The following is a 22,801-nucleotide window of genomic DNA, read 5'->3' on the forward strand; positions in this document are numbered from 1 at the left end:
AGATAGGTTCGGGGTGGAAGCACGGCAACGTGTGGAGCTGACGAATACTAATCGGTCGAGGGCTTATCCATAACCCAAGAAAGTGAAGAGAAGCGTTGAAGCTTACTCCTAGTACTTTCTCGGGGCCCGGAATAAAACGGGAAACTAATTCACGAACTTTACGCATGTATTTCGTATCTAGTTTTCAGGGTGCAAGCCACCTTGAATGAAATGAAACTTAGATGTTTCCTGGCAGAAACATCGATACCGTTTGGTGATGATGGCGGAAGGGAACCACGCGTACCCATACCGAACACGAACGTTAAGCCTTCCAGCGTCGATGGTACTTGGACCGAAGGGTCCTGGGAGAGTAGAACGTCGCCAAGCAAATCCAAAAGTCTTTCCGTATAATACGGGAAGGCTTTTTTGCATTTACAGCATCTTTTGCATGAAACGACCTTGCCGCAGGGCATAAAAAAAATTGTAGAGTCAACAATAAATTGAGTGAGCTCCATAGTTGCAAATTTTCAGAAAACTGCTATAATGATATTAAAGTCAAAGAAAGTCAAAGTCAATTTACTTCTGGGAAGGAGGATGAATTGATGCGTAATGTCTCTGAAGTCATTGAACACTATTTGAAACAGATCATCCAGCAGAGCACTGACGGGATTGTGGAAATTCAGCGCAACGAGCTGGCGGATCAATTCGACTGTGTCCCTTCCCAAATCAACTACGTTATCAGTACACGGTTTACTTTGGAAAAAGGATACATCGTCGAAAGTAAACGCGGTGGCGGAGGCTATATCCGCATCCAGAAAATCGAGCTCAAGACCCATGGGCCGGTGCACGACCACATTTTCAAAACCATCGGAACCCACATCGATCAAACCGCTTCGGAAGGCTTACTGTATCAGCTAGAGGAGAACGGCTATCTCTCCCCTAGGGAAGCAGCGATTATGAGAGCCGCGATAGCGAGGGAAGTGCTGGTTTTGAAGTTGCCGCTGCGCGATGAGATCCGGGCAAAAATGTTAAAGGCTATGCTGATATCCTTGTTGAGCAAATAAGGAGGGACTTGTATGCTTTGTCAGGAATGTGGTAAAAAACAAGCTACATTGCATTTCACCAAAATCTTGAATGGTGAAAAGACCGAGTTCCATATTTGTGAATCATGTGCCCGTGAAAAGGGGGAGCTGATTCCAGGAACGCCGAACGGCTTTTCCATTCATAATCTTTTATCGGGACTTCTTGATTTTGAACCGTCCTCCCATAACTCTATGGCGGCCAAGGCGCCTCCAAGCCGATGTGAGCAATGCGGATTGACTTACTCGCAATTCAGCAAGCTGGGACGGTTTGGATGCAGCTCCTGCTATAAGTATTTTGGAGAAAAGCTTGATCCTTTGTTTAAACGAGTACATGGAAATATTCACCACACGGGAAAGGTTCCAAAACGTTCCGGTGGGTTAATTAAGCATAAGAGAGAAATCGAAACCTTAAAGAAAGAGCTGCTGGTGAAAATTGAGAAAGAAGAGTTCGAAGAAGCGGCTCATCTGCGTGACGTCATACGCGATCTGGAAAAAAAGGTAGCCGAAGGCTGAATTCCTTTTTGAGTAGGGAGGTGTACTTATGACAGCAAAACGATTTACAGAGCAGGCTCTAAGCGATTGGATGAAAGGTGACGGACCGGATTCGGACATTGTCATTAGCAGCAGAATCCGCATTGCAAGAAATTTGCAGTCTTACCCTTTCCCTATGCTGGCTACAAACCAGCAGTCCAAGGAAGTGCTGGATCAAGTATCGAAAGTTCTAAGCAATGAAGATCTTCATACCATCAGTCATTTTTCTCTGGTCCCGCTGGATGAATTGAACGAGCTGGAAAAGCGGGTGCTGGTTGAGAAGCATCTGATCAGCCCGGCTCTGGCCGACGAATCCCGTAACGGAGCCGTCATCCTGAGCGACAACGAATCGATCAGCATTATGGTGAATGAAGAGGACCATTTGCGAATACAATGCTTGTGCCCGGGTTTTCAAATCAAAGAGGCCTGGGATATGGCGAACCAGATTGACGATATTTTTGAGGTACAGCTGGACTACGCATTTGATGAGAAAAGAGGCTTTTTGACCAGCTGTCCGACGAATGTGGGAACGGGTATTCGGGCCTCCGTCATGATTCACTTGCCAGCACTGGTTCTGACCCAGCAGATTAACCGCATTTTATCGGCGATAACACAGGTGGGGCTTGCGGTTCGCGGTTTGTATGGCGAAGGCAGCGAGGCGCTGGGCAACCTGTTCCAAATTTCGAACCAAATTACGCTAGGGCAATCCGAGCAGGAGATCATAGACAACCTGCACGGAGTTGTAAGACAGCTTATCGAGCACGAACGGGCTGCCAGAGAGAAGCTCCAGTATGAAACGAAGGCGAAGCTTCTGGACCGTATCAGCCGCTCCTACGGGATTATGTCCTATGCGGCTATTATGGATTCCAAGGAAGCCGCTCAGCGCCTCTCAGACGTTCGATTGGGCATTGATTTGGGAATCATCAAGAATGTCCCCACGCAAGTCATGAATGAGCTTTTGGTCATGACCCAGCCGGGTTTTTTACAGCAATATGCAGGAGAAAAGCTTACTCCTGAAGAAAGAGACATAAGAAGAGCGCAGTTGATACGCGAGAAATTTTCGCAGGAGAAAGCTTCATGCTAATTAACGCACTCTTCCGGCGTGCTTTCGATCAATTTATTCTTTCATGGAGGTGTTACACATGATGTTTGGCAGATTTACGGAACGAGCGCAAAAGGTGTTGTCTTTGGCACAAGAAGAGGCCGTTCGTTTAGGTCATAATAATATCGGCACCGAGCATATTTTGCTGGGGCTGATTCGTGAAGGCGATGGTATCGCAGCCAAGGCGCTTATCGCTTTGGGGTTAGGACTTGAGAAGATTCAAGACGAGGTTGAGGCATTAATCGGCAGAGGGCAAGAACAGCCGACGAATATCGCTTATACGCCGCGCGCGAAAAAAGTGATTGAACTGTCGATGGATGAAGCCCGCAAGCTGGGTCACACCTATGTAGGAACCGAACATATTCTGTTGGGACTCATCCGTGAAGGAGAAGGCGTCGCAGCCCGCGTTCTGAATAATCTCGGGGTTAGCCTGAATAAGGCTCGCCAGCAAGTTCTTCAGCTGCTAGGCAGCAGCGAAGTGGTGTCTACGAACCATGGTAACACCGCTAACGCGAATACACCTACGCTGGACGGATTGGCTAGAGATTTGACGGCCTATGCCAAAGAAGGCAATCTGGACCCTGTGATTGGACGCAGTAAAGAAATCGAGCGCGTGATTCAAGTGCTTAGCCGCAGAACCAAGAACAATCCGGTCCTGATCGGGGAGCCGGGGGTTGGTAAGACGGCGATTGCCGAAGGGCTTGCGCAAAAAATTATTAATAACGAAATTCCTGAAACGTTAAGAGATAAACGGGTTATGACCCTGGATATGGGCTCGGTCGTTGCCGGTACGAAGTACCGCGGCGAATTCGAGGACCGTCTGAAAAAAATTATGGATGAGATTCGCCAAGCGGGTAACATCATCTTGTTCATCGACGAGCTTCATACATTGATTGGTGCAGGCGGAGCCGAGGGCGCAATCGATGCTTCCAACATTCTGAAGCCGGCGCTGGCTAGAGGCGAGCTGCAATGTATCGGTGCTACGACATTGGATGAGTACCGTAAGTATATCGAGAAAGACGCGGCGCTGGAGAGACGTTTCCAACCGATTACGGTGGATCAGCCATCTCCGGAAGAAGCGATTCAAATCTTGCACGGACTGCGTGATCGTTATGAAGCGCATCACCGTGTGAAAATTACCGATGAAGCGATCGAACAAGCAGTAAAACTATCCGACCGTTACATCACAGATCGATTCCTGCCGGATAAAGCGATCGACCTGATCGACGAGGCGAGCTCCAAAGTAAGGCTTCGCTCTTACACGGTACCGCCAGATCTGAAAAAGCTGGAAAGCAAGCTCGAGGATATCCGCAAGGAGAAGGACGCGGCGGTTCAAAGCCAAGAGTTCGAAAAAGCGGCTTCCCTGCGGGATACAGAGCAAAAGCTGCGTGAAGAGCTGGATTCGACCAAAAACGAATGGAAAGAAAAACAGGGACGTACCGATTCCGAAGTTACACCTGATGATATTGCTCAGGTTGTGGCAAGCTGGACCGGCATTCCGGTAGTGAAGCTGGCGGAAGAAGAAACCGAGCGTCTGCTGAAAATGGAATCCATCCTGCACGATCGCGTGATCGGGCAAGAGGAAGCCGTTAAAGCCGTCAGCCGGGCTATTCGCCGCGCTAGAGCCGGATTGAAAGATCCTAAGCGCCCGATGGGCTCCTTCATCTTCCTGGGACCTACAGGGGTTGGTAAAACCGAGCTGGCACGCGCTTTGGCCGAATCCTTGTTCGGTGACGAGAATGCCGTGATTCGGATCGATATGTCCGAGTATATGGAGAAGCATTCGACCTCCCGTCTCGTAGGGGCTCCTCCGGGATATGTAGGCTACGAAGAAGGCGGCCAGTTAACCGAAAAGGTTCGCCGCAAGCCGTACTCCGTCGTTCTGCTGGACGAAATTGAAAAAGCGCATCCGGAAGTATTCAACATCCTGCTGCAGGTGCTCGAGGACGGACGTCTGACCGATTCCAAAGGCCGCACAGTGGACTTCCGCAATACGCTGATCATTATGACCTCCAACGTCGGAGCCGACACCATCAAGAAAAATTCATCGCTGGGCTTCACAGCAATGCATGATGCCGGCAAGGATTACAACAATATGAAAGACAAAGTGATGGGCGAGCTGAAAAAGAGCTTCCGTCCGGAGTTCTTGAACCGGATTGATGAAATCATCGTGTTCCACTCCCTGGAGGAAAAACACATCGCCGAAATCGTAACCCTGATGGCCGAGGATCTTCGCAAGCGCCTGAAAGAGCAGGAAGTGGACTTTGTCTTGACGGATAACGCCAAGGCATTCCTGGCTAAAGAAGGCTTTGATCCGACTTACGGAGCAAGACCGCTGCGCAGAGCCATTCAGAAGCATATAGAGGATCGGCTGTCTGAAGAATTGCTTCGCGGACATATTTCCAAGGGCGATACGTTGACGATCGACGAGCAGGACGGGGAATTGACCGTGACTCGCAATCAAGGCGTTGCAACATCTTAATAAGCTTTTACGTTATACATCCTGTACCCTGACTCGGGTGCAGGATGTTTTTGCGTTTTATGGGGGATAAGGGTTTTCTTTACCCCCACAAAATGGTAAACTTTGATAAGATGCGATAGGCAACGGATGGAACATCAGCTAGGAGAATAATCAATGGCCAAACAAAAAACGAAATTTTGCTGCCAGGAGTGCGGCTATGAATCGCCGAAATGGCTGGGGAAATGCCCCGGCTGTCAAGCATGGAATACATTTGTGGAAGAAGTGGAAACCGTCACCAAAACGCAAGGCATCTCTTCTTCCTTACTGAAGTCGAAAGAAAAGCCTGTTTCGATCATAAATATTAAGAGCAGCGAAGAACAGCGTATCGTAACACGGAACAAAGAATTGAATCGGGTTCTTGGCGGAGGCCTGGTGCCGGGGTCGCTGCTGCTTGTCGGCGGAGACCCGGGGATAGGCAAATCTACGCTGCTGCTGCAAACCTCGCATGATTTGACCCTTAGTAATCAAAAGGTGCTGTACGTATCGGGTGAAGAATCGGTTAGGCAGACCAAGCTGAGGGCAGATCGGCTAAACGCAGCATCCGAACAATTGTTCGTGTTGTGCGAAACGAATCTGGAATTAATTGAAGCCGCGATTGAAGAGGTGCAGCCTGATTTTGTCGTTATCGACTCGATACAGACGGTATATCATCCTGCTATCGGCTCGGCCCCGGGAAGCGTTTCGCAGGTTAGGGAATGCACGGGTCATTTCATGCGAATTGCCAAGATCAAAGGCATTGCGACCGTTCTTGTCGGGCATGTGACCAAAGAGGGGGCCATCGCAGGCCCGAGAATGCTGGAGCATATGGTGGACTGTGTGCTTTATTTTGAAGGGGAACGTCACCATTCCTATCGTTTGCTCCGCGCGGTAAAAAACCGCTTCGGTTCAACGAATGAAATCGGCATTTTCGAAATGCAGGAGAGCGGACTAGTTGAAGTCAACAACCCTTCGGAGCTGTTTTTGTCCGAGAGGCCGCTCGGAGTATCCGGCTCTACTGTTGTAGCCAGTATGGAGGGAACCCGGCCGGTGCTCGTTGAGCTGCAGGCGCTGGTCTCTTCGACTAATTTTCCTTCCCCGCGGAGAATGTCAACCGGGATCGACCACAATCGGCTGGCATTAATCATAGCCGTACTTGAGAAGCGGATGGGCATGTTTTTGCAAAATCAGGATGCTTACGTTAACGTGGCCGGAGGGGTAAAGCTCGATGAACCGGCTGTCGATCTCGCTATAGCGGTCAGCATAGCCTCCAGCTTAAGGGAACAGCCTACCCAGCCGTTCGATGTGGTATTCGGCGAGGTGGGGCTGACAGGTGAAGTAAGAGGCGTATCGCGGGTCGATCAGCGGGTGAAGGAAGCCGAGAAGCTTGGATTTAAGCGGGTCATCGTTCCGGAAAAAAGCCTGAAGGGCTGGACTCCTCCAACCGGGATAGAAGTCATAGGCGTCAATACGGTAGCCGAGGCGTTAAAGGCTGCATTGGGATAAAGTAGCATTTTGGAAACCGATCCATACGGAAAGCGTAAAGTGATACGGGGGACCCCTGGGAAACGTGAGCGTCCGCTGTCGGGATATATAATATGAATTTCCTGATAACAACAGCGGCCGATAGCTGCCACCTGGAGACCGGAGCTATTACAGCATTCATAGAAATCTGACTTTCCCGTCGGAAAGTCCAATAGAGCTTACGAAGTAGGTTTTCCTACGGAAAACCCAAAGAGAATGCTTACGAAGTAGACTTTCCTACGGAAAGTCCAAGCAAAGCTTACGAAGTAGGTTTTCCTACGGAAAACCCTTAGGAGGGACAACATGAGCAAGGAAGAAACCAAAAGAGATATGAGCCAGCTTCTGCAGATGGTAGCGCCAGGGACCGCTTTCCGGGAAGGGCTCGAGAACGTGCTCCGGGCAAAGACAGGCGCGTTGATCGTCGTCGGTTACAGTCCGGAAGTGATGGAAATCGTGGATGGAGGCTTCTCTATTAACTGTGACTTCTCGCCGAACTATTTGTACGAGCTTGCGAAAATGGACGGTGCGATCATTCTAAGCGAAGATTTGAAGCGTATTCTGTACGCCAATACACAGCTGATACCGAATTCCTCCATAACCTCTTCCGAAACGGGGATTAGACACAGAACGGCAGAGCGCGTGGCCAAACAAACCTCCAAGCTCGTGGTGTCCATCTCCCAGAGACGAAATGTAATTACGCTGTATCAGGGGAATTTGCGGTATGCGCTGAAAGACATGGGAGTCATCCTGACCAAGGCGAACCAGGCGATTCAGACGCTGGAGAAATACAAGTCGGTGCTTGACCAAGCTCTGACCAATTTGGGCGCATCCGAATTTGAAGAGCTGGTTACGCTGCATGATGTAACGAATGTGGTGCAGCGCATAGAGATGGTGCTGCGCATCAAATCCGAGATTAAGCGGTACATTAATGAGTTGGGAACCGAAGGCCGTCTTATTAGTATGCAGCTGGAAGAGCTTGTCGGTGCGACGGAGCATGAGGCGCTTCTTTTGATCAAAGACTACGTCAGAGAATTGAATGAGGATAAGGTTAAAGATGTCCACCACAGCCTAAGACGACTTGCTACGGATGAAATGCTGGATCATTCTCATATCGCCCGGATTCTGGGCTACCCTCATGCCAGCATCAGCGCTGAGGATACGGTATCGCCTAGGGGTTACCGTGTGCTGAACAAGATTCCGCGTCTCCCGTCGGTGATCATCCAAAATTTGGTGGAGAAGTTCGGTCAGCTGCCTCATTTGATGATGGCTACCATCGACGAACTGGATGAAGTCGACGGTATTGGGGAAGTCAGGGCACGTGCGATCAAAGAGGGTCTGAAACGAATTCAAGATCAAGTACTCATTGACAGACATATTTAACTTGCATACAATCAGAAAGTAGCCTAATATAATAAGTTATATTAGGGTACAGTATAACCAGAGGTGGACAAATAATGCTAACTAAATCTATTCCCAATCTTTTTACATTAGGGAACTTGTTTTTAGGATTTATATCAATCATTCTTGCTTTTAACAAGGAAGCGGAGTGGGCGGCGATTATGGTCATTATTGCCATGCTGTGTGACGGCTTGGACGGTCGCGTAGCAAGAGCGCTGAATGCCCAGAGCGAATTCGGTAAAGAGCTGGACTCTTTGTCGGATGTCATTTCGTTCGGTGTTGCTCCGGCTTTTATTATGTATGTAGTCGCTTTTACCGACATGCCTGCTGCGGCGGCCTGGATCGTAACAGCGATCTTCCCGATTTGCGGTGCGCTTCGCTTGGCTCGGTTTAATGTGGTAGCCGGTGTTCCGGGGTATTTTATCGGTCTTCCGATTCCGGCAGCCGGAGGCGTTCTTTGTACGCTGGCGTTGTTCCATACCGAACTGAACACGATTATTTTGGTGTTGAGCACCCTGTTGTTATCGTACTTAATGGTTAGTACTGTGAAATATCCTAACTTCAAAAAAGTCGGTATTCCGAAAAAAGCCATCTGGATTACACCGATAGTCGTCGCTATCGCCGTATTCGTAGCTTATAAATTTCCGGGCACCTTATCCAAAATGATCTTTGTACCGCTGCTGTTATATGCACTGTACGGCTTAAAAAAAAACGTTGAACGCCTCCTGCCGAAACGGAGAAGAAAGAACAACTCCAGAGACGAGGCCAATTCCGAAACCAGATCTATGTAAGAACAGCGAAAATGAAAAGCATTTATTTTCCTTGAGAAGGGAAGTAAATGCTTTTTTTATTTTTTTCTTGAGCTGGAACGATTAGGCAGGAAACTTTTGGTTCATAATTGTAACGAGGTATTTTTAATTTCAACGTTTTGGAGGTGATTCTATGATGAAAAGATGGTTGCAATGTTTATTTGCAGTTATCGGGGGCGTGTTGGGATATGAGTGGAGTGATACCGTCGGACAACCATTTTTTAAAATCATAGAAACGGTGTTCGGTTTGGAGCAGGTAAGCGGAGAAGCTTACTGGATGATGTTTGCCGGAGTAGCGCTTTTTTATTTGGTTAGTTCCTGGACAGTGAATTATGGGCTGCAAATGATGCAAGCTAGCGAAGAGAAAGTATCGGCAATGCCTATTGCGGACATAATCGCAGGAACATTAGGGATGGTCCTTGGATTCTTGATGAGTGTGATGCTATTGACCCCGTTCGAGCAAGCAGGACTATTCTCGCCGCTTCTTCAAGTGATTTTCACGGTAATGTTCGGGATTATTGGCTTTCGTCTTGGCTATGTGAAGAGAGAAGAGCTTATCGTGCTGCTCACCAAAAGCAGTTCAGGCAAAGAACGAGGCTCAAATGAAGGAAAGGGTTTCGAGGAGCATAAAATTCTTGATACCAGCGTGATTATCGACGGACGTATTGCGGATATTTGTAAGACGGGGTTCATTGAAGGGACACTGGTCATTCCCGAGTTTGTGCTGGAAGAGCTGCAGCATATTGCGGATTCATCGGATTTGCTTAAGCGGAACAGAGGGCGACGGGGGCTCGATATTTTGAATAAAATTCAAAAGGAGCTCGAGGTGAAGGTGCTGATCTATGAAGGGGATTTTGAAGAAATCTCCGAGGTGGACAGCAAGCTGGTGAAGCTGGCTAAAGTGCTGCAGGGTAAAGTGATCACGAACGATTTCAATTTGAATAAAGTATGCGAGCTGCAAGGTGTCTCCGTTCTGAATATTAATGATTTGGCTAATGCCGTCAAGCCGGTCGTGCTGCCGGGTGAAGAAATCCTGGTTCAGGTCATTAAGGATGGTAAGGAGCACGGGCAGGGCGTTGCTTATTTGGATGACGGAACGATGATCGTGGTCGAGGGAGGCCGTGATTTCATCGGAACGACTCTGGATGTTCTTGTTACGAGCGTGCTGCAGACATCTGCGGGAAGAATGATTTTTGCCAAACCGAAACTATTGGAAAAAGCGCTCTAAAACGTATATGATAGGAAGAGTGCATCGTAAAGATAAGTAGTAGGTGAAGGCTATGAATCAGCTGGGAGTCGTAATCGTAGCGGCAGGGAAAGGCTCGCGGATGCGGACCGAGGAAAGCAAGCAATATTTGGAATTGGACGGTAAACCGATCCTGGTACATACGCTGGCGCTGTTCCAACGAATTGCCCAGGTCGATACGATCGTATTGGTCACAGGGGCAAACGATGTGGAACGCTGCAAGGCTTACGTGGAACAGTACGGGCTTCATAAAGTGCGTCATATCATTGTCGGCGGCAAGGAACGGCAGGATTCGGTGTACCGGGGGCTGCAGGCGCTTAAAGGAATCGTGGAATGGGTTATGGTCCATGACGGGGTACGCCCTTTTGCTGCAGAGGAGCACATCATGGCGTGCTGGCGTAAAGCCAAGGAGACCGAGGCCGCCGTGCTGGCCGTTCCAGTTAAAGATACCATTAAAGTAGTCGATCCGGAGGGAACGATCCAGTCCACCCCGGACCGGCGCAGCTTGTGGGCGATTCAGACCCCACAAGCTTTTCGTTTTTCCTTATTGCTTGAGGCCTATGAGCGTGCTGAGAAGGAGCAGTTTACAGGAACGGATGACGCTATGCTGGTAGAGAGGATCGGCACGCCGGTGCAGGTTGTGGAAGCGGATTATTATAATATCAAAATAACGACTCCTGAGGATCTTCCATGGGCGTCGTGGATCATACAAAATGTCAGGGGAGAGGACAAATCATGATTCGAGTGGGACAAGGATTTGACGTGCATCAATTAGTAGAAGGGCGTAAATGCATTATCGGGGGCGTAGAGATCCCGTATGAAAAAGGATTGCTGGGCCACTCTGACGCCGACGTGCTGCTGCATGCCATCAGCGATGCCATACTCGGCGCTCTCGGGCAGGGCGATATCGGCAAGCATTTTCCGGATACAGCGGCGGAATACAAGGATGCAGACAGCTACAAGCTGCTGTTGGACGTATGGAAGCTGGCGAAGGAAGCGGGATATAAGCTCGGAAATATCGACTCGACGATCATTGCCCAGAAGCCTAAGATGGCTCCGCACATTCCGGCTATGGTTCAAAGAATTGCGGAAGCGCTCGAGGCAGATCCTTCTCAAGTGAATGTCAAAGCGACGACGACGGAGCAGCTCGGCTTTACCGGACGGGGAGAAGGAATCGCCGCACAATCGGTTGTTTGTTTGATTCAAGGTGTGCTATCATAACTACTACCTATAGGGTTTAACGGTTTTTGCAGATAGGAGAGGAGCATCAGCAATGTCAGAACAATTTCGCGTAAGATATGCACCAAGCCCGACGGGCCATCTTCATATCGGTGGCGCGCGTACGGCTTTATTCAACTATTTGATCGCCCGTAAGAAGAACGGGCAGTTCATCATCCGGTTTGAGGATACGGACCAAACCCGTCACCTGGAATCGGGGATCGACAGCCAGCTGAACGGGTTGAAGTGGCTTGGCCTCGACTGGGACGAAAGCGTGGACGTAGGCGGTCCTTACGGCCCTTACCGTCAAACCGAGCGTCTGGACCTTTATCGTCCGTTTGTCGAGAAAATGCTGCAAAACGGTCATGCGTACCACTGCTATTGTTCCGAAGAGGATCTCGAGCAGGAGCGGGCGGAACAGGAGGCTAGAGGCGAGATGCCTCGTTATTCCGGCAAATGCCGTCATTTGACTCCGGAGCAGGTAGAGCAATTTAAAGCGGAAGGACGCAAGCCTTCCATCCGTTTCCGCGTGCCGGAAGACAAGATCATTGCGTTCGAGGATCTTATCCGCGACCATGTCGAGTTTGAATCCAACGGCATCGGTGACTTCATCATCGTGCGACCGGACGGCATTCCGACGTACAACTTCGCGGTTATTCTAGACGATCATTTGATGAACATCACTCTCGTTATTCGCGGCGAGGAGCACTTGTCCAATACGCCGAGACAAATTATGATGTATGAGGCTCTGGGTCTTCCTGTACCTGATTTCGCCCACTTGGCGCTGATCTTGAATCAGGACCGCAAAAAAATGAGCAAGCGTGACGAATCTATCATCCAGTTCATTGAGCAATATAAGGAGCTGGGTTACTTGCCTGAAGCGGTATTGAACTTTATCACGCTGCTTGGCTGGTCGCCGAAGGGGGAAGAAGAAATCTTCACCAAGGAGGAGCTGATCGCTCAGTTCGATCTGGATCGTCTCTCCAAGAGCCCGGCTGTCTTTGATATGGACAAGCTGAACTGGATGAACAATCATTATTTGAAGAAAGCGGAGCCTTCACGCGTAGTAGAGCTGGCGCTTCCGCATCTGCAAAAAGCGGGACGCGTTCCGCAGGAGCTTACGGCCGAGCAGCAAGAATGGGTGAGCCGCCTTATCGGGCTTAACCAGGATAGAATGCAGTATGCCGCCGAAATCGTGAAGCTCTCCGACCTCTTTTTCCAAGAGGATGTAACCGTGGAGGACGAGGAGGCGAAGGCCGTTCTGGCGGAGGAATACGTTCCTGTCGTACTGGGAAGCTTCCTGAAGCAAGTAGAGGAAGCAGAGTCATTCGCGGTGGAGAACATTCCCGGATTGCTTAAAGCAGTGCAGAAGGAAACCGGCTATAAGGGGAAACAGCTGTTCATGACGATCCGCGTCGCTCTGACGGGTCAAGTTCACGGGCCGGATTTGAACATGTCCTTGTATTTGCTCGGCAAGGATAAGGTCATTGCCCGACTGAAGAAGTTATTGTAAACCTTACGGTTTTTCGTTATACTAAGTAACATTAATAATTGATGATGGCGTTGAACAGGAGAGTACGATTGAGCAGGGATTTGCAGAGAGGGTGACCGGGCTTGCCGCGTAAAAGCGGGGCTTGTGCTGGAAGTTATCCATTCCCGTTAATCCGAATTGCACCTGGGAGCCGCACTGACGAGCTTTTTCCCCATGGGAAAACAGGGTAGTCATGCCGTCACGTTCACGTTACGAACGCCGAGATGGACGAGAATTGGGTCCGAAGCAGAGTGGAACCGCGCAATTTTTACGCCTCTGCAGCCTTTTACAGGCTGTAGGGGCTTTTTTCATTTCATGGGGTTGCTTGCATCTAGCTTGATGAGGAGAAAGGTGAGTCATCATGTTCAAGTCGATGAAAGAAGATATCGAAACGATTTTTGAGAACGACCCTGCTGCCCGCAGCTGGTTTGAAGTAGCTTTTACCTATTCCGGTCTGCATGCGCTCTGGGCGCATCGTGTGGCCCATTTTCTTTATAAGAGAAAATGGTTTACGACAGCAAGAATCATCTCCCAGTTCAGCCGCTTCATGACAGGGATTGAGATTCATCCGGGAGCTGTCATCGGCCGCCGGTTTTTCATAGACCACGGGATGGGTGTGATCATTGGAGAAACCTGCGAAATCGGCGATGATGTCGTTTTGTACCAAGGCGTCACGCTCGGGGGAACAGGGAAGGAGAAAGGGAAACGCCATCCGACGATCGGCAATAATGTTGTCATCGGCTCCGGCGCCAAGGTGCTTGGTTCCTTCACGGTCGGTGACAACTCCAACGTAGGCTCCAATGCGGTTGTACTTCGGGAGGTTCCTCCGAATTGTACGGTGGTAGGCAATCCGGGGCGGATTGTGAAGCGGGATGGCGTTCGTGTCGGAAGATTGGACCATAATAATCTGCCTGACCCGGTCGTTGATATGTTCCGTCAAATGCAAGAGCAAATCGATGATCTGAAGCAGCAAGTTCAAGAATTAAAGAACCAGAATGGAGGCGTTAACGAATCATGGCGCTAAAAATTTATAATACGCTGACTCGAGCGAAGGAGACGTTCCAGCCGCTAGAGCCGGGAAAGATCAAAATGTATGTGTGCGGCCCAACGGTTTACGACTATATCCACATCGGCAATGCCCGTCCTGTCATTTTCTTCGATGTGGTTAGACGTTATCTTGAGTTTATCGGCTATGACGTTACCTACGTTGTAAATTTTACCGATGTGGATGATAAGCTGATCAAACGAGCGGCTCAAATGGAGCTCACCGTTCCGGAAGTAGCGGATATGTTCATCCAGAAGTTTTACGAGGATACGGAAGGGCTGGGCGTCCGGAAAGCGACCTTGAATCCGCGTGTAACGGAAAACATCGATGAAATCATCGCTTTTATCGACGGGCTGGTTGAGAAGGGCTATGCTTATGAGAATGGCGGAGACGTCTATTTCCGTACGACGAAATTCGATGAATACGGTAAGCTGTCCCACCAAAACCTGGAGGAGCTTCAGTTCGGCATTCGTGTTGAGGTGGACGATCGCAAGGAAAATCCGCAGGACTTCGTCTTGTGGAAGGCGGCGAAGCCGGGTGAAATTTCCTGGTCAAGCCCATGGGGTGAAGGAAGACCGGGCTGGCATATTGAATGCTCCACGATGGTGCATAAGTATCTGGGGAATACAATTGATATTCACGGCGGGGGCCAGGATCTTCAATTCCCGCATCATGAGTGCGAGATTGCCCAGTCGGAGTGCTTTACCGGCCATACGATGGCCAATTACTGGATGCACAACGGATACATTAACATCAATAATGAAAAAATGTCCAAGTCACTCGGCAACGGCGTTAATGTGAATCAGCTGCTGAAGACGATCAGCCCGCAGGTCATCCGGTATTTCATGCTGTCCGCGCATTACCGCAATCCGCTTAACTTCAGCGATGAGACGATAGAGCAGGCCAAGAACGGATTGGCGCGTATCGACAATTGCATCGCCAACATTAAGCATCGACTTGCCAGCGCGGCAGAAGGAGCGGCGTCTGAAGAGGTGGCTCGATCCGTCGCAGAGGTTTTGAATCAATTCACAGCCAAAATGAACGACGACTTCAACACTCCGGATGCGATCACTTCCGTGTTCGAGCTGGTCAATATTGCGAATCCTTACGTTCAACTGGAGAACGTCACACAGGGAACGCTCAACCTGCTGCTGGAGCATTTTGAAAAGATGGATAGCATCCTGGGCATACTATCCAAAGCGGAAGAGGAGCTGCTGGATGAGGAGATTGAGCAGCTGATCGTGGAACGTACCGAGGCCAGAAAGTCCAAAAACTGGGCGCGTGCGGACGAGATTCGCAATTTGCTGACCGAGCGCGGCATCCTGCTGGAAGATACGGCACAGGGTATCCGTTGGCGGAGAAAATGATGAAAGATCCCATCCCTTTCGATTCCGATCTGTTCTGTTTTCCGCCGGCTAAAGACCCGCAGCAGTTAAACCCTCTCGTGCTTGCATATATTGGCGACGCGGTCTATGAAATGTTCATTCGGCAGTATGTCATCTCAAAAGCGAATCATCGGCCTAACCACCTGCATAAGCAGGCTACCCAATATGTGTCGGCACGGGCGCAAGCCAAGGCTTTGCAGGCATGGCTGCCTTTGCTTACCGAAGAGGAAACGGATGTTGTGAAGCGGGGCCGCAATGCCAAATCCGGAACGTCCGCCAAAAACGCGGACATTCTGGAATATCGCCACAGTACCGCCTTTGAATGCTTGATCGGATATTTGTATTACACGAAACGATTGGAAAGACTTCATTATTTGCTCATGCTGTCCCTGGAACGCGATGAGGGCAAAGTATAGCAGGGCAAGAGCCGATCGTCAAAAGAAGGAGAGACAACGTATGGAGGAATTTATCGCTGGCAAGCATTCCGTGCTGGAGGCGCTTCGCTCCGGAAGAACCATCAACAAGATATGGATTGCCGAAAATGCGCAAAAACAGCTGACCCAGCCTATTATTGCCGAAGCGAAGCAAAACGGGGTCATCGTCCAGACCGCCGATAAGCGCAAGCTGGACCAAATGGTCAACGATGTGCAGCATCAGGGTGTCGTAGCACAAGTGGCCGCCTATGATTATGTGGAAGTGGAGGATATTCTGGCATACGCCCAAAGCCGCAGCGAGGAGCCTTTCATCCTGATTCTCGATGAGATCGAGGACCCCCATAACCTGGGCTCGATTCTGCGGACAGCCGACTGTACCGGCGTCCATGGCGTGATTATACCGAAACGCAGATCCGTAGGTCTGACTGCCACGGTATCCAAAACCTCAGCCGGTGCAGTAGAATATGTGCGTGTGGCTAGGGTAACGAATCTGGCCCAGACGATAGAGCAGCTCAAGGAGCGGGGCATCTGGGTGGCCGGTACCGACGTCGCCGCGCAGCAGCCGCTGTACCAAACTAACCTGAACATGCCTCTCGCTCTGGTCATAGGAAACGAGAATAAAGGCATGGGCAGACTCATCAAGGAAAAATGCGACTTCCTGCTGAAGCTTCCGATGTTCGGGCACATCAATTCGTTGAATGCGTCGGTGGCGGCGTCCGTCTTTATGTACGAGGTTGTACGCCAACGTTTAACCGCGAAATAGACGGCTGGAAACATGATCCAGGAAATCCTCATTGTAGATGGATATAACATTATCGGTGCCTGGCCGGAGCTGCAAAAGCTAAAGGATATCAGCCTGGAGGAAGCGCGCGACCGGCTTATCGAGCTGTTGGCGGAATATCAGTCTTTTTCGGGAACCAGGGTGCTGCTTGTGTTTGACGCTTACTTCGTGCCGGGCCTCGGAGGTAAATATTTGCAAAGCAAGCTGTCTGTGTTTTATACCAAGGAAAAAGAGACGGCGGACGAGCTCATCGAGCGGCTCGTAACCGAACATATCGGGCGCCGCAAGCAAATTTATGTGGCGACCTCCGATATGACCGAGCAGCACGTGATCTTTGGCAAGGGAGCATTTCGTGTGCCGGCCGGAGAGCTTCTCAACAAGGTTAAGCAGTCCAAACGGGAAATTCAGCACAAGATACAGCATGAACCTACTGGAAAAAGAAACACATTTGACAGTAATTTGAAGGGCGACATGAAGGCTCTGTTCGAAAAATGGCGGAGAGGCCAGTCATAATCGGCTATTTCCGGTCTTTGGGTCTATGGAATTTGGTTGACGATGTTAGATTACATAATGTATACTTATCCTAGCTTTCATGGGAAATAAGGAATCGTAGTCTTGCCAGGCCGGAGGGATTGTCCGTGAGTGTCGACCTCAAAGAACTGAGAATGTACGAATATGACCTCAAGGCAGATGAAGACATTGTCGATGCGGTTCGCGACGGAGACAGCGACGCATTGGAGTACTTGATTAACAAGTACAAGAACTTCGTTCGAGCCAAAGCGCGCTCTTATTTTTTGATAGGAGCGGACAGGGAAGATATCGTACAGGAAGGTATGATAGGTTTATATAAATCGATCCGGGACTTTCGAGGGGATAAACTCGCCTCCTTTAAGGCTTTTGCGGAGTTATGTATCACCCGGCAGATCATCACGGCTATTAAGACCGCTACACGCCAGAAGCATATTCCTCTTAATTCTTACGTATCGCTGGACAAGCCCATTTATGATGAAGACTCTGACCGAACCTTGCTTGATGTGATCTGCGGTACCCGCGTGACGGATCCGGAAGAATTGATCATCAATCAAGAAGAGTTCAGCGGTCTGGAAGACAAGATGGGAGAGATTCTGAGCGATCTTGAACGCAGAGTGCTGATGCTTTATTTGGATGGCCGTTCCTATCAGGAAATAGCGGTAGATTTGGACCGTCATGTGAAGTCGATTGATAATGCTTTGCAGCGCGTTAAGAGAAAGTTGGAACGATATTTGGAAGTTAGAGACGCATAGAAGGCACCCCGTGGCATAGGCAGGGTGCTTTATTTTTTTTTATCCAGAAAGCTCTGGCCCGGTAATGATAGCATTCCTTTTCGATACAGGTTTACAGAATCGTCCCTTGGTCCATACTGGTACTTATAGGCGAAGGCGAATGGAGCGGTATAGTAGTAATAGGTTTCCCTTGACACCTAAATGGCGCTGTGCTAAAGTACATAGGTAGCCTTAAAACTGTAAGGCGTTTTTTTGCTGAACCTTTAAGGTTTAAAAAATTGAGGCTGGTCCGTAGGAGGTGTACATCATGCGGGTTATTATCACGTTAGCGTGCACGAACTGCAAGCAAAGAAACTATACGTCCAATAAAAATAAGCGCAACCATCCAGACCGCATGGAGTTGAAGAAGTTTTGCAAGTTTTGCAATGAACATACCGCTCATCGCGAAACTAGGTAGTTTCTTGGAGGTGTAGTTGTGTCCTTTTTGGCTAGAATGAGGCAAGGATTCGGCAACACGTTTTCTTTTTTTGTGGACAGCTGGTCCGAATTGAAAAAGGTGAAGTGGCCAAGTCGTAAGGAATTGACCAGCTACACGCTTGTCGTTCTGTTTACGGTTGTCTTCACGACCATTTACTTCTACGTACTTGATTTGGGCATTTCTGAGCTGCTTCGTCTTGTTTTTAATAAAACGGGAGCATAGGTGGCTAATATGGAAATGGAAAAAAGATGGTACGTCGTACATACCTATTCCGGGTATGAGAATAAGGTCAAGGCAAACTTGGAGAAGCGCGTTGAATCAATGGATATGAAGGACAAGATCTTTCGTGTTCTGGTTCCGATGGAAGAAGAGCTTGTGAATAAAGACGGCAAGAAGAAGACGGTTATGCGTAAGGTGTACCCGGGTTATGTTTTGGTCGAAATGATTCAAACCGATGACTCGTGGTATGTTGTGCGTAATACGCCGGGAGTAACCGGTTTTGTCGGTTCGACAGGATCGGGTTCGAAGCCTACGGCACTGCTTCCTGATGAAGTGGATGCTATTCTCAAGCATATGGGCATCGAAGAGCCGAAGCCGAAGATTGACTTCGAACTGAAAGAAACCGTTCGTGTGAAAGTGGGACCTTTTGCGAATTTTGTCGGGTCTGTAGAAGAAATTCTTATCGACAAGGCAAAGCTGAAGGTACATGTAAACATGTTCGGGCGGGAAACGCCTGTGGAGCTTGATTACCACCAGGTAGAAAAGCTCTAGGTCGTAGAGGTCCGCCACACTACGTACAAGGGGGTGTCACACAATGGCAAAAAAGGTTATCAAGATTGTTAAGCTTCAAGTTCCTGCTGGTAAAGCGAATCCGGCTCCGCCAATCGGTCCGGCTTTGGGTCAAGCAGGTGTTAACATCATGGCTTTTTGTAAAGAGTTCAACGCTCGTACTGCAGACCAAGCTGGTTTGATCATTCCGGTTGAAATCACAGTATTCGAGGACCGTTCCTTTACGTTTATTTGCAAAACTCCACCGGCTGCTGTATTGCTGCGTGTTGCTGCAAAAATCGAAAAAGGTTCCGGCGAGCCTAACAAAAAGAAAGTTGCTACAGTAAAACGTGCAACTGTCCGTGAAATCGCTGAACAAAAAATGCCCGATCTTAACGCTGCATCCGTTGAGGCTGCAATGCGCATGGTCGAAGGTACTGCTCGCAGTATGGGTGTTGTTATCGAGGACTAATTCCTGTTTCCAGGAAAAACGAGTGACAGCCGGCATAGCTTTGGCTATGTAATGGTTGCACAACGAGTGACAACTGACATGGCTCCGCCTATGTAACAGTTGCACTATCAGTGACAATCGACATGATTTATCTCATGTAACGATTGCACTATCAGTGACAACTGACATCATAGATATGATGTAACAGTTGCACTACAAGTGGGAGGATATTCCGCTAATACCACAGAGGAGGACAAACAAAGTGCCTAAACACGGTAAAAAGTATTTAGAAGCTGCTAAGCTTATTGATGCTGATGCGGTTTTCGAACCGTTGGAAGCTATTGAGCTTGTAAAAAAAGCGGCAACTGCTAAGTTTGACGAAACCGTTGAAGTAGCAGTACGTTTGGGTGTAGACCCGCGTAAACAAGACCAAGCTGTTCGTGGCGTAGTTGTATTGCCGCACGGTACTGGTAAAACGAAACGTGTTCTTGTATTTGCTAAAGGCGAAAAAGCAAAAGAAGCGGAAGCTGCTGGCGCTGACTTCGTTGGCGATCAAGACATGATTAACAAGATCCAACAAGGTTGGTTCGACTTTGATGTGTGCGTAGCGACCCCTGACATGATGAGTGAAGTGGGTAAGCTGGGACGTATCTTGGGTGGTAAAGGTTTGATGCCTAACCCTAAAGCCGGTACGGTTACGTTTGACGTAGCTAAAGCGGTTCAGGAGATCAAGGCTGGTAAAATCGAATACCGCTTGGATAAAGCTGGTCAAATCCATGCTCCTATCGGTAAAGTATCCTTCGATGCTGAGAAGCTGGCTGACAACTTCCGTGCATTGGTTGATGCTTTGAACAGAGCGAAGCCTGCGGCTGCTAAAGGTGTATACCTGAAAAACATCGCTGTTTCCTCGACTATGGGACCTAGCGCGCGTGTAAACGTACAAACCTTTAGATAAGGATAAGCTTGGCAGTTGACTTTTTAAGTCGCACATGCTAACCTATCTAAGTTGATAATCGAATATGACTTACCGTAGACAGCAGGTGCTGGTGAACAGCTTAATTTCCTGCCGAGGTGTTATGATATAGAATCGGTTTTCTTTGCTTCAACACAAAGAAACGTGAATCATCATGCCTTCGCATTGTCTGCGAAGGCATTTTTGCTTTAAGCGGAACCCTTCGCAGACATGACCGATAGAACGTAATGAACGGTGACTAGCGGAATGTTTACGAGTTAAGTTGATACGGTAACTGACGAGTCCGTTTTCTTCTTTGAAAACTTACTTTTTGATGACGGAGACCGTTTTCTCACGAAAACTTTAGGAGGTGCAAAAATGGCAAACGCGAAAATTCTTGAGCAAAAATCTCAGCAGGTTGCGGAAGTAACCGAGAAGCTGAAAGGCAGCTCTTGCACGATCGTTGCTGACTACCGCGGTTTGAACGTGGCTCAAGTTACTGAGCTTCGTAAGCAGCTGCGCGAAGCAGGCATTGAATTCCAAGTATTGAAAAACACTTTGGCTAGACGTGCTACCGCGAGTGCTGAACTGAGCGAGTTGAATGAGTACCTTACAGGTCCTACAGCCATCGCTTTCAGTAAAGACGATATCGTTGCTCCTGCAAAAATCTTGACGGCTTTTGCAAAGAAAAACGAGCATCTGAACGTTAAAGCAGGTGTAGTAGAAGGTAAAGTTGTTGATGTAAACCAAATCAAGGCACTGGCCGAGCTTCCTTCCAGAGAAGGCTTGCTGTCCATGTTGCTCAGCGTGCTCCAAGCTCCTGTTCGCAACTTCGCCCTTGCGGTTAAAGCTGTGGCAGAAAAAGACGGCGGCGCGCAAGAAGCTTAAGCTTCTTTCAATTTTAATCTCGTAAAACAATAAATTATTGGAGGTATATATACCATGAGTAAAGAGCAAATCTTGGAAGCCATTAAAGGCATGACAGTTTTGGAATTGAACGATCTTGTTAAAGCAATCGAAGAAGAATTCGGCGTAACTGCTGCAGCTCCAGTAGCTGTTGTAGCTGGCGGTGGCGCTGCTGCTGAAGCTGCTGAGCAAACAGAATTCGATGTAATTCTGGCTAACGCTGGCGCTTCCAAAATCAACGTTATCAAAGTTGTTCGTGAGATCACTGGTCTTGGTTTGAAAGAAGCTAAAGACTTGGTTGACGGCGCTCCAAAACCAATCAAAGAAAAAGTGGGCAAAGAAGAAGCTGATGCTATCAAAGCTAAACTTGAAGAAGCTGGCGCATCTGTAGAAGTAAAATAGTTTCTGTTTCCATTAAACCCCTTGGAGCTTGTTACTTCAGGGGGTTTTCTCTATCTTCATCGGGGTGGCCACAGCACGGACGATAGATAAGAACGTCTAGGGAGGTGAAGGAAATCAACGACCATTATTATTCACAAAAGCCGACTGCGGCACATGACGTACATACAGTGGAAGAGACACTGAGAGGACGCAAGTTTACCTTTAGTACCGATGCCGGAGTCTTTTCCAAAAAGGGGGTCGATTATGGGTCCAAGGTGTTAATAGCTGCAATGCAGCTGCCTGAAGATGCTCAGGTGCTTGACGTGGGCTGCGGATACGGACCGATCGGGCTTGCCGCTGCGATGTGTGTACCTCGAGGGAAGGTAACTCTTGTAGATATTAACGAAAGAGCAGTAGAGCTGGCTCGTTCCAACGCCCAGCGCAACCACATCACCAATGTGGAAATTTTGCAAAGCGATAAGCTGGCAGAAGTGCTCGACCGCAAATATGATGTTGTTCTGACGAACCCTCCTATTCGGGCGGGGAAAGAGACGGTGCATCAAATTTTTGAGCAGGCCTATGAGGTTCTGAATCCTGGCGGTGCATTGTGGGTCGTCATTCAGAAGAAGCAGGGAGCCCCTTCAGCCTTCGCCAAGCTGGAGAGTCTATTTTCGAAAGTAGCGGAAGTGGACAAGGATAAGGGCTATCGGATCTATAAAGCGGTGAAATAAGTGGGCTGTATGACAATTATGTTGACTTGACATTTTGTATGTGGTATTATTATAAAATGTCAGCATTAAGATTGGGTTATATGTCTTTAGTATGCTAAAATGTCAAGACATTTTTTCGCACCCGGGTGAATAAAGTTTAAGCATTCGACGTATAATGTTTAAATTTTAGGTAAAACCTACAAGGTATGGAGAAAATTATGGTAACATGAAAGTTGATGCATTTAGAAGCTTCCAAAAGAAGTATCACTTCAACAGTATTTACTCGAGAAGGCTTCAGGAGAGGCTTTTATTTTGTTCTATTGAGTAGACA

At 48.7% G+C, this 22,801-nt stretch carries 25 protein-coding genes, 1 rRNA gene and 1 other annotated feature; all 26 genes read left to right on the forward strand.

Annotated elements, in window-relative coordinates:
• Positions 1-249 precede the first annotated feature (249 nt).
• The 26 genes from rrf (at position 250) to ABEA66_RS30590 (ending at position 22,491) form a co-directional block, all read left to right on the forward strand.
• Positions 250-366, forward strand: a 5S ribosomal RNA gene (gene rrf / locus ABEA66_RS30465).
• Between the two features lie 215 nt (positions 367-581).
• Positions 582-1,043 (forward strand): CtsR family transcriptional regulator, encoded by a 462-nt coding sequence (locus tag ABEA66_RS30470; protein WP_079915013.1) that lies wholly within the window; start codon positions 582-584, stop codon positions 1,041-1,043.
• Positions 1,044-1,055: 12 nt separating this feature from the next.
• Positions 1,056-1,574 carry a protein-arginine kinase activator protein McsA gene (gene mcsA / locus ABEA66_RS30475; protein WP_079915012.1) on the forward strand — a complete coding sequence of 173 codons (519 nt, stop codon included), beginning with the start codon at positions 1,056-1,058 and terminating at the stop codon, positions 1,572-1,574.
• A gap of 28 nt (positions 1,575-1,602) precedes the next feature.
• Complete coding sequence (mcsB, locus tag ABEA66_RS30480; protein WP_079915011.1) at positions 1,603-2,676, forward strand: protein-arginine kinase McsB; 1,074 nt, start codon at positions 1,603-1,605, stop codon at positions 2,674-2,676.
• A 58-nt stretch (positions 2,677-2,734) separates the two neighbouring features.
• Entirely contained in the window at positions 2,735-5,176 is a 2,442-nt protein-coding gene (gene clpC, locus ABEA66_RS30485; RefSeq protein WP_192705823.1) for an ATP-dependent protease ATP-binding subunit ClpC, read from the forward strand.
• Positions 5,177-5,329: 153 nt separating this feature from the next.
• The gene (radA, locus tag ABEA66_RS30490; RefSeq protein WP_079915009.1) at positions 5,330-6,697 is read left to right on the forward strand and encodes a DNA repair protein RadA; all 1,368 of its coding nucleotides are present in this window, start codon (positions 5,330-5,332) and stop codon (positions 6,695-6,697) included.
• A gap of 321 nt (positions 6,698-7,018) precedes the next feature.
• Complete coding sequence (gene disA / locus ABEA66_RS30495) at positions 7,019-8,095, forward strand: DNA integrity scanning diadenylate cyclase DisA (protein ID WP_079915008.1); 1,077 nt, start codon at positions 7,019-7,021, stop codon at positions 8,093-8,095.
• Positions 8,096-8,169: 74 nt separating this feature from the next.
• Positions 8,170-8,904, forward strand: a complete 735-nt coding sequence (gene pssA / locus ABEA66_RS30500; protein WP_079915007.1) for a CDP-diacylglycerol--serine O-phosphatidyltransferase — start codon at positions 8,170-8,172, stop codon at positions 8,902-8,904.
• Between the two features lie 151 nt (positions 8,905-9,055).
• Positions 9,056-10,150: a PIN/TRAM domain-containing protein gene (locus tag ABEA66_RS30505; protein WP_192705825.1), complete on the forward strand. Its 1,095-nt coding sequence runs from the start codon at positions 9,056-9,058 to the stop codon at positions 10,148-10,150.
• Positions 10,151-10,202: 52 nt separating this feature from the next.
• Positions 10,203-10,907, forward strand: a complete 705-nt coding sequence (gene ispD / locus ABEA66_RS30510; protein WP_345593566.1) for a 2-C-methyl-D-erythritol 4-phosphate cytidylyltransferase — start codon at positions 10,203-10,205, stop codon at positions 10,905-10,907.
• Positions 10,904-11,389 (forward strand): 2-C-methyl-D-erythritol 2,4-cyclodiphosphate synthase, encoded by a 486-nt coding sequence (gene ispF / locus ABEA66_RS30515; RefSeq protein ID WP_079915004.1) that lies wholly within the window; start codon positions 10,904-10,906, stop codon positions 11,387-11,389. The genes ispD and ispF overlap by 4 nt, the downstream gene beginning before the upstream one ends.
• Positions 11,390-11,441: 52 nt before the next feature.
• Positions 11,442-12,899 carry a glutamate--tRNA ligase gene (gene gltX / locus ABEA66_RS30520; protein ID WP_345593569.1) on the forward strand — a complete coding sequence of 486 codons (1,458 nt, stop codon included), beginning with the start codon at positions 11,442-11,444 and terminating at the stop codon, positions 12,897-12,899.
• 379 nt (positions 12,900-13,278) lie between these two features.
• Entirely contained in the window at positions 13,279-13,941 is a 663-nt protein-coding gene (cysE, locus tag ABEA66_RS30525; RefSeq protein ID WP_079915002.1) for a serine O-acetyltransferase, read from the forward strand.
• Positions 13,932-15,329 (forward strand): cysteine--tRNA ligase, encoded by a 1,398-nt coding sequence (gene cysS / locus ABEA66_RS30530; protein ID WP_345593571.1) that lies wholly within the window; start codon positions 13,932-13,934, stop codon positions 15,327-15,329. Before cysE ends, cysS begins: the two co-directional genes overlap by 10 nt.
• Positions 15,326-15,763: a Mini-ribonuclease 3 gene (locus tag ABEA66_RS30535; RefSeq protein ID WP_345593573.1), complete on the forward strand. Its 438-nt coding sequence runs from the start codon at positions 15,326-15,328 to the stop codon at positions 15,761-15,763. Before cysS ends, ABEA66_RS30535 begins: the two co-directional genes overlap by 4 nt.
• Before the next feature lie 40 nt (positions 15,764-15,803).
• Positions 15,804-16,544, forward strand: a complete 741-nt coding sequence (gene rlmB, locus ABEA66_RS30540; protein ID WP_079914999.1) for a 23S rRNA (guanosine(2251)-2'-O)-methyltransferase RlmB — start codon at positions 15,804-15,806, stop codon at positions 16,542-16,544.
• A 12-nt stretch (positions 16,545-16,556) separates the two neighbouring features.
• On the forward strand, positions 16,557-17,075 hold the full coding sequence (locus tag ABEA66_RS30545) for an NYN domain-containing protein (RefSeq protein ID WP_079914998.1): 519 nt from the start codon (positions 16,557-16,559) through the stop codon (positions 17,073-17,075).
• 125 nt (positions 17,076-17,200) lie between these two features.
• Positions 17,201-17,845 carry an RNA polymerase sporulation sigma factor SigH gene (sigH, locus tag ABEA66_RS30550; RefSeq protein WP_028552032.1) on the forward strand — a complete coding sequence of 215 codons (645 nt, stop codon included), beginning with the start codon at positions 17,201-17,203 and terminating at the stop codon, positions 17,843-17,845.
• A gap of 286 nt (positions 17,846-18,131) precedes the next feature.
• Positions 18,132-18,281: a 50S ribosomal protein L33 gene (rpmG, locus tag ABEA66_RS30555; RefSeq protein WP_079914997.1), complete on the forward strand. Its 150-nt coding sequence runs from the start codon at positions 18,132-18,134 to the stop codon at positions 18,279-18,281.
• 18 nt (positions 18,282-18,299) lie between these two features.
• A complete protein-coding gene (gene secE / locus ABEA66_RS30560; RefSeq protein ID WP_079914996.1) occupies positions 18,300-18,524 on the forward strand; it encodes a preprotein translocase subunit SecE in 225 nt (74 codons plus the stop codon).
• Positions 18,525-18,539: 15 nt separating this feature from the next.
• Positions 18,540-19,073 (forward strand): transcription termination/antitermination protein NusG, encoded by a 534-nt coding sequence (gene nusG / locus ABEA66_RS30565; RefSeq protein ID WP_079915016.1) that lies wholly within the window; start codon positions 18,540-18,542, stop codon positions 19,071-19,073.
• 43 nt (positions 19,074-19,116) lie between these two features.
• Entirely contained in the window at positions 19,117-19,542 is a 426-nt protein-coding gene (rplK, locus tag ABEA66_RS30570; RefSeq protein WP_079914995.1) for a 50S ribosomal protein L11, read from the forward strand.
• A 241-nt stretch (positions 19,543-19,783) separates the two neighbouring features.
• Entirely contained in the window at positions 19,784-20,476 is a 693-nt protein-coding gene (gene rplA / locus ABEA66_RS30575) for a 50S ribosomal protein L1 (protein WP_079914994.1), read from the forward strand.
• Positions 20,477-20,530: 54 nt separating this feature from the next.
• Positions 20,531-20,689: a sequence feature (ribosomal protein L10 leader region), on the forward strand.
• 162 nt (positions 20,690-20,851) lie between these two features.
• Entirely contained in the window at positions 20,852-21,361 is a 510-nt protein-coding gene (rplJ, locus tag ABEA66_RS30580; RefSeq protein ID WP_192705831.1) for a 50S ribosomal protein L10, read from the forward strand.
• Between the two features lie 54 nt (positions 21,362-21,415).
• Positions 21,416-21,781, forward strand: coding sequence for a 50S ribosomal protein L7/L12 (rplL, locus tag ABEA66_RS30585; RefSeq protein WP_079914992.1), 366 nt, complete (start codon positions 21,416-21,418; stop codon positions 21,779-21,781).
• 113 nt (positions 21,782-21,894) lie between these two features.
• The gene (locus tag ABEA66_RS30590) at positions 21,895-22,491 is read left to right on the forward strand and encodes a class I SAM-dependent methyltransferase (protein WP_079915015.1); all 597 of its coding nucleotides are present in this window, start codon (positions 21,895-21,897) and stop codon (positions 22,489-22,491) included.
• The last annotated feature ends 310 nt before the right edge of the window (positions 22,492-22,801 follow it).

Source organism: Paenibacillus vulneris, assembly GCF_039543185.1.
GTDB classification, from domain to species: domain Bacteria; phylum Bacillota; class Bacilli; order Paenibacillales; family NBRC-103111; genus Paenibacillus_S; species Paenibacillus_S vulneris.